Origin of the sequence: Humidesulfovibrio sp., assembly GCF_035560995.1 — a bacterium.
Classification (GTDB): Bacteria; Desulfobacterota; Desulfovibrionia; order Desulfovibrionales; family Desulfovibrionaceae; genus Humidesulfovibrio.
The window spans coordinates 1-6,805 of record NZ_DATMYK010000162.1; the positions used below are offsets into that span (position 1 = coordinate 1).

At 69.1% G+C, this 6,805-nt stretch carries 5 protein-coding genes; 2 read left to right on the top strand and 3 right to left on the bottom strand.

Annotation, left to right across the window (positions count from 1 at the left end):
- From VN419_RS06250 to VN419_RS06260, 3 genes are all read right to left on the bottom strand, one after another.
- A partial coding sequence (locus tag VN419_RS06250) for an MFS transporter (protein ID WP_325645582.1) occupies positions 1-563 on the bottom strand: 563 nt, incomplete at its 3' end.
- Between the two features lie 251 nt (positions 564-814).
- Positions 815-1,015 (bottom strand): heavy metal-associated domain-containing protein, encoded by a 201-nt coding sequence (locus tag VN419_RS06255; protein WP_325645584.1) that lies wholly within the window; start codon positions 1,013-1,015, stop codon positions 815-817.
- A gap of 22 nt (positions 1,016-1,037) precedes the next feature.
- The gene (locus VN419_RS06260) at positions 1,038-3,563 is read right to left on the bottom strand and encodes a heavy metal translocating P-type ATPase (RefSeq protein ID WP_325645586.1); all 2,526 of its coding nucleotides are present in this window, start codon (positions 3,561-3,563) and stop codon (positions 1,038-1,040) included.
- A gap of 193 nt (positions 3,564-3,756) precedes the next feature.
- Between VN419_RS06260 and VN419_RS06265 the strand changes: the two genes are divergently transcribed.
- Positions 3,757-6,105, top strand: coding sequence for a PAS domain S-box protein (locus VN419_RS06265; RefSeq protein ID WP_325645588.1), 2,349 nt, complete (start codon positions 3,757-3,759; stop codon positions 6,103-6,105).
- 139 nt (positions 6,106-6,244) lie between these two features.
- Complete coding sequence (locus tag VN419_RS06270) at positions 6,245-6,742, top strand: hypothetical protein (protein ID WP_325645590.1); 498 nt, start codon at positions 6,245-6,247, stop codon at positions 6,740-6,742.
- Positions 6,743-6,805: the final 63 nt, after the last annotated feature.

Here is a 6,805-nt window from a genome sequence, read left to right on the forward strand (position 1 = left end):
ATGCCCGACAGGGCGATGATGGAAAGGATGAAGGCCAGGGCGCAGATGGCGTAGACGATGGGCGCTCCCGCGGCGTAGAGCGCGCCGCCCAGGGCCGGGCCGATGATGATGCCGCTTTGCCGGGCCGAGGCGGACAGGGCCAGGGCGCGGGGCAGCTGGCGCAGTTCCAGCAGCGAGGGCAGATAGGCGGACATGGTGGGGTGCACAAAGGCGCGGGCCGCGCCCATGGCCGCGGCGCACGCGAGCATCATGGCCTCTGTGAGCAGGCCCGCATGGCTGCCGAAGGCCAGCAGGCCTGCCACGGCGCACAGCACGGCCTGGCAGGCCATGACCACGCGGCGGCGCTCGAAACGGTCGGCCACGTGGCCCACAACGAGGGTGAGCAGCAGTTGGGGCAGGAACTGGGCCAGCCCCACCAGGCCCAGGCTCATGGCGCTGCAGGTGATGTCGTAGACTTGCCAGCCCACGGCCACGGTGAGCATGTGGTAGGCCAGAAAATCGGCGGTCTGGGAGCAGACGAAGCGGGGGAAGGGCGTGTCGCGCAGACTTTGCGTGTCGTTCATGGAAAGGCTTCTCCGATGCCTCGGCTGGCGCAGCGGCGTTGCAGAGGCCCTGCCTACGCCTTTCGCTCCTGGTGGGCAAGAGCCGCGTCCGCAGTCCACCTGACACGGATTCCCCTTCCCGCACCCTTGCCCTTTTCACGCCGAAATGGCCGGGCAGGCGAACGCCTGTCCGGCCATTTCGGCGTCATGCGGGTCCAGGGGGTGCATACCCCCTGGCGGGGTTCAAGGGGCAGCGCCCCTTGCCTCTTCCCCTAGCCCACCACCTCGAAGCCTATCTTCTCAATGGCCTTCTTGACCACAGCCGGATCCACGGGCGGGTCAGCCTCGAAGCTGGCCTTCCCGGACAGCAGGTCCACCTTGACGCCTGAGACGCCGGGCAGGGCTTCCAGGGCCTTGGTCACGGACATGACGCAGTGGTTGCAGCTCATTCCCTTCACGGTGATAGCGGGCATGGGCGGTCTCCTTGTGCTGTGGTTAGGGGTTGAAGAAGCGCAGGCGCAGGGCGTTGCCCACCACGGTGACGGAGGACAGGCCCATGGCCGTTCCGGCGAGCATGGGGTTCAGCGTGGGGCCGCCGAAGGCGTACAGGAGCCCGGCGGCCACAGGAATGCCGATGGAGTTGAAGGCGAAGGCCCAGAACAGGTTCTGGTGGATGTTCTTCATGGCCGCGCGGGAAAGCGCCAGGGCCGTCAGCACGCCGGAAAGCCCGCCGGAGAGCAGCACCATGTCGCCGCTCTCCACGGCGGCGTCGATGCCGGAACCCATGGCCAGGCCAACGTCGGCCCCGGCCAGGGCCGGGGCGTCGTTGATGCCGTCGCCCACCATGATGACGGTGCGGCCCGTGCCGCTGAACTCGTCCTTGAGCACGGCGACCACCTCGGCCTTGCCGTCGGGCATTACCCCGGCCACGATGTTCGTGACCCCGGCGCGGGCGGCGATGGCCTTGGCCGTGCGCTCGTTGTCGCCGGTGAGCATGACCAGATGCAGGCCCTGGGCCTTGAGCTTCCTCAGCACGTCCGGCGTCTCTGGCCGCAGGGTGTCGGCCACGGCCAGGATGGCGGCGGGCTGGCCGTCCACCTCCAGGCACAGGGGTGTCTGGCCCTGGTCGGCCATGCGCGTCACCGCCTCGCCGAGAGCTCCCGTGCCAAAGCTTGAACCGGCGTAGGCGGCGCTGCCCAGGCGCACCGCGTGCCCGGAAACCCGGGCGGCGATGCCCTGGCCGGGCAGAGCCTGGAATTCGTCCGGCGTGGGTGTGGCGATGCCGCGCGCGGCCGCCGCGTTCAGCACGGCCTGGGCCAGCGGATGCTCGGAGCGGCTCTCGGCCCCGGCCGCCAGGGCCAGAAGCCCGGCCTCGTCCAGGCCGGTTCCAGATGTGATGCCTGGGGCCGTGAACAGCTCCACCAGCTCCGGCTTGCCAAAGGTCAGGGTGCCGGTCTTGTCGAAGATGACCACGCCCGCGTCGCTGGCGGCTTGCAGGGCCTCGCCGCTCTTGATGAGCACGCCCAGCTGCGCGCCGCGCCCGGTGGCCACCATGATGGACATGGGCGTTGCCAGGCCCATGGCGCAGGGGCAGGCGATGACGAGCACGGCCGTGAAGATCTTGAGGGCGAAGGGCGCGCCGGCACCGGCCAGCAGCCAGCCAAGGCCCGCCAGCACGGCGATGCCCATGACGGCGGGCACGAACACCGCGCTGATCCTGTCGGCCAGATTCGCGATGGGCGCCTTGGAGCCCTGGGCCTGCTGCACCATGTCCACGATGCGCGCGAGCATGGTGTCCTCGCCGGTCTTGTCCGCACGGACGGTCAGCGCTCCGGCGCCGTTCAGGGTGCCTGCGGCAACGCGGTCGCCCACGGCCTTGGCCACGGGCAGGCTTTCGCCGGTGAGCATGCTCTCGTCCACGCCGCCAGAGCCGGAAAGCACCACGCCGTCCACGGGCAGGCGCTCGCCCGGGCGCACCAGCACGGTGTCGCCGGGGATGACCTCGGCCGCAGGCACGCGGACTTCCTCCGGCCCAAGCTGGCCTTGGCGCAGCACGGTTGCCGTGTCCGGGGCAAGGGACAGGAGCGCGCGCACCGCGCCCGTGGTCTTGAGCCGCGAACGGGCCTCCAGGTACTTGCCGAGCGAGATCATGGCCAGCAGCACGGCGGCGGATTCGTAATACAGGTCATGGGCGCGGTGCGTGGGCATGTCGCCCAAAAGAATCAGCGCCGTGTTCCACAGGCTGTGCAAAAAGGCCGCGCCCGTGCCCACGGCCACCAGGGTGTCCATGCTGGGCGCGCGGCGGATGAGCGCCGGAATGCCGCGCAGGTAGAAGCCGCGCCCGGCGAGCAGCACCGGCAGGGTGAGGACCAGCTGCACCAGGGCAAAGGTGGCCGGACTGTGCTCGGGGTGCAGAAAGTCCGGCAGGGGCAGGCCGAACATGTGGCCCATGGAAAGCACCAGCAGGGGCAGGGCGAAGCCGAAGGCCGGGATGAGCTCGCGCTGCTGGCCAGCCAGACGCTCCTCAGCCTCGCGGCGGCGCTCCTCGAACAGCGCGGCCGAGCGCGACACCACCTGCGCGCCGAAGCCCGCGTCCTTGATGAGCTGGATGAGTTCGGCCGGACGCACCGCGCGCGGATCGTAGGTGACGTTGGCGCTCTCTGCCGCAAGGTTCACGCCGGCCTCGGCCACGCCGTCCGCGGCCTTCAGCACGCGCTCGATGCGCGCTGAGCAGGCGGCGCAGCTCATGCCGGAAAGGGCCAGGTGCAGGGTGGCGGAATCCGGCGCGTTGGCCTCGGGCGCGTCGAAAAGAAGTTCGAAGCCCGCGTCGGCAATGGCCCGGGCCATGGCTTCTGGGCTGTCCTGGGCGGGGTCGTAGGCCACTTCCAGGCTCTCGGCCGCAAGGTTCACGTCCGCGCGGGCAACGCCGTCGCGCGCGCGCAGAATGCGCTCGATGCGGGCCGAGCAGGCCGCGCAGTGCATGCCCTTGACGCGGGCCCGCGCCACAATCTCCTGGGCCATGAATCCTCCTGAAGTGTTGAGCCGTCCCCCCTGCGCAGAGTAATACCAGGGCCGGGTATGTAAAGGCCCGGCCCTGCATTTTCCTACGCCCGCCACCGCGGGGCCGCAATACCCAGCGCTACGGATTCCGGCATTGCCTCTCATTCTCAGCTTTGCTAGGAATATGTCCCAGCCCGCAATAACCAGGAGCTCCATGCAGAAACACGCGCATCCGCCCGCGCCCGCACGGGCGCCCCTTGCCCCGCCAGCCGGGGCCTGGGGCCTTGTGCCGCCCGCCCTGTTGACGGGCGGGCTGGCAGGTTTGCTGACGGGTTGCGCTTCCTCCGCATCCTCCGCCCTGCCGTCCTCCTCACATCCCCTGCTGGACCTGCTGCTCACCCTGGCCTTGGCCCTGGCCCTGGGCGGGCTGGTTCTGGCCCTGCGCCGCGCGCGCACCCGCGTGCACGCCCTGGAGGACCTGTGCGCCAGCACCGAGGCCGGACGCACCCGCGCCCGCCTTGCCGGCGTGTTGCGCGCCGCCAGCCGCATCTCCATCATCTCCACCGACACGGAAGGCGTCATCCGCGTGTTCAACACCGGCGCGGAACAGATGCTGGGCTATGCGGCGGGCGAAGTCATCGGCAAGGCCACACCGGAGCTCATCCACCTGCCGCGTGAAGTCGAGGCCTATGGCCGCGAGCTGGAGCAGCGCCTGGGGCACGCCGTCACCGGGTTCGAGGTCTTTGTCGCCCTGGCCCGCGAAGGCGGCCCCCATGGCTTTGATACGCGCGAATGGACCTACGTACGCAAGGACGGCGGCCACGTGCCCATTGATCTCACCGTCACGGCCATCTACTCCGACCAGGGCGAGCTGGAGGGCTACCTGGGCATGGGGCTCGACCTCTCGGCCCGCAGGACCCTGGAGGCGGAACTGCGTCAGGCCCAGCTGAGCATGGACAACGCGGGCGACATGATCCTCTGGGCCAGGACCGACAACGCGCGCCTGGTCTACGCCAATCAGGCGGCCTGCTCGATCCTCGGCTACACGCGGCAGGAACTCCAGTCCATGGCCGTCATGGACATCAACCCCGCGCGCACGCTGGAGAACTGGCACGAACACTGCCGGGCCCTGCGTGAAAAGGGGCGCACCACCCAGGAAATGTTCTTCCGCCGCAGGGATGGCTCCCGGATTCCGGCGGAAAGCACGTCCTCCCTGGTGGAGCATGGCGGCGTGGAATACTCGCTGGGCATCATCCGCGACATCACCCAGCGCAAAGCGGCCGAGGAAAGTCTGCGCCGCGAGACGCGGCTGAACCGTTCCCTGGCCGAGGCCGCGCGCGCGCTCATCGGGCCCGCGCCGGACATGGACGCCCTTGCCGGGCTGCTGCTCGACCGGGCCTGCGAACTGACCGGCAGCAAGCACGGCTATGTGGCCTTCGTCGACCAAACCAGCGGCGGGCTGCAGCCCCGCGCCATGAGCGCCATGATGCAAAGCGGCGAATGCACCCTCGGCTCACTGCCCGTCACCTTCCCGTTGGAGCCGGACGGGCGCTACAGGGGCCTTTGGGGCCACAGTCTGAACACGCGCCAAGGCTTCTACGACAACAACCCCGCCGTCCACCCCAGCGCCATGGGGCTGCCGCAGGGCCACGTGCCCATCACCCAGTTGCTCACCATGCCCGCCGTCATCAAGGACCACCTGGTGGGGCAGATAGCCCTGGCCAACCCCGGCCGCGACTACACCCAGGACGACCTGGACACCGTGGCCTCCCTGGCCGACATCTTCGCCCTGGGGGCCGAACAGATACTGGCCCAGCGCGCCCTTCTGGCCGCAAAGGACGAGGCCGTGTCGTCCAGCCGCGCCAAAAGCGATTTTCTGGCCAACATGACCCACGAGGTGCGCACCCCCTTGAATGGCATCCTGGGCATGCTCCAGGTGCTGCAAAGCACCGGCCTGACGCCGGAGCAGCAGGACTATGCCGGCGTGGCCCTGGAATCTGCGGAGCGCCTGAACCGGCTCCTCGGCAACGTCATAGAGTTCGCCCGCCTGGACGAGGCCGGAACCAGGGCCGAATGCCTGCTCTTCCCGCCCACGGACCTGCTGCACTCCCTGCAGGCGGAATTCGAGCCCCAGGCCAAGGCCAAGGACCTGGGCTTCAGCATGCGCCACTCGGCAGACCTGCCCGAACTCATCCGCTCCGACCCGCAAGCCCTGCGCCTGGCCCTGGTGAAGATTCTGGACAACGCCCTGAAGTTCACCCCGGCTGGAAACGTCTCCCTGGAGGCCCTGTGCCCGGAGGGCGACACCAGCAAGCTGAGCTTCCTCGTCGCCGACCAGGGCATCGGCATCCCGGAAGACAAGCGCCAGCAGATCTTTGAAGCCTTCATCCAGGCCGACGCCAGCATCACCCGCACCTTCGGCGGCGCGGGCCTGGGCCTGGCGATTGCCCGCAGGCTGGCAACGCGTCTGGGCGGCTCTCTGGAAGCCCACAACCGCCCCGAAGGCGGCACCGTCATGATCCTGACCATCCCGGCCGACTGCCCGGAACCGCCCGAGAGCTGACCCCCGCGCAAAGAACGATTCCCAACATGTGGACCGATACTTGCTACTATCACCGCGGGGAGAACGCCCTCCCCGCCGCGCGCATTGCCGCATGACGCCCGCGCGCACCAAAACAAACGCGTCCCGCAAGGAGGCATCCATGACCCGGCACCTTACCGCCGCCGTGCTTACGGCCCTGGCCGCCGCCCTCGTCTGCACCCTCGCCGCCCTGGCCGCGCAGGCCAGCGAACTGAAGGAACTGAAGCTGGCCGTCACGCCCGGCGAATACCGCGCGGAAGTGGCGCACATGATCGTCACGGACCAAGAATATCTGAAGCGCCTGGAAAACCAGAACCACCCCGTGGCCCAGGTCACCGTCACCGCCTACAACGCCGAACGCAGCCAGACCGACTCCGACCCGGATATCGCCGCCTCCATGCGCCGCGTGCGGCCCGGCACCATCGCCGTCTCGCGCGACCTCTTCGACAAGGGCTGGGTCTTTGGCCGCAAGGTGCGCATAGAAGGGCTCGGCATCTTCGAAATCAACGATCTCATGGCCGCGCGGCACGACAAGGCCATCGACATCTTCCTCGGCACCAACCAGGCGGCCAACGCCTTCGGCAAGCGCCGCACCCGCGCCGCGCTGCTGAATATCTGACAGGCAAGGGGCTCCGCCCCTTGAACCCCGCCAGGGGGTATGCACCCCCTGGACCCGCAGGCC

Bases quoted from the DNA above. Each gene is read 5' to 3' on its own strand.
- VN419_RS06255 (WP_325645584.1), bottom strand. From the start codon at position 1,015: ATGCCCGCTATCACCGTGAAGGGAATGAGCTGCAACCACTGCGTCATG.
- VN419_RS06260 (WP_325645586.1), bottom strand. From the start codon at position 3,563: ATGGCCCAGGAGATTGTGGCGCGGGCCCGCGTCAAGGGCATGCACTGC.
- VN419_RS06265 (WP_325645588.1), top strand. From the start codon at position 3,757: ATGCAGAAACACGCGCATCCGCCCGCGCCCGCACGGGCGCCCCTTGCC.
- VN419_RS06270 (WP_325645590.1), top strand. From the start codon at position 6,245: ATGACCCGGCACCTTACCGCCGCCGTGCTTACGGCCCTGGCCGCCGCC.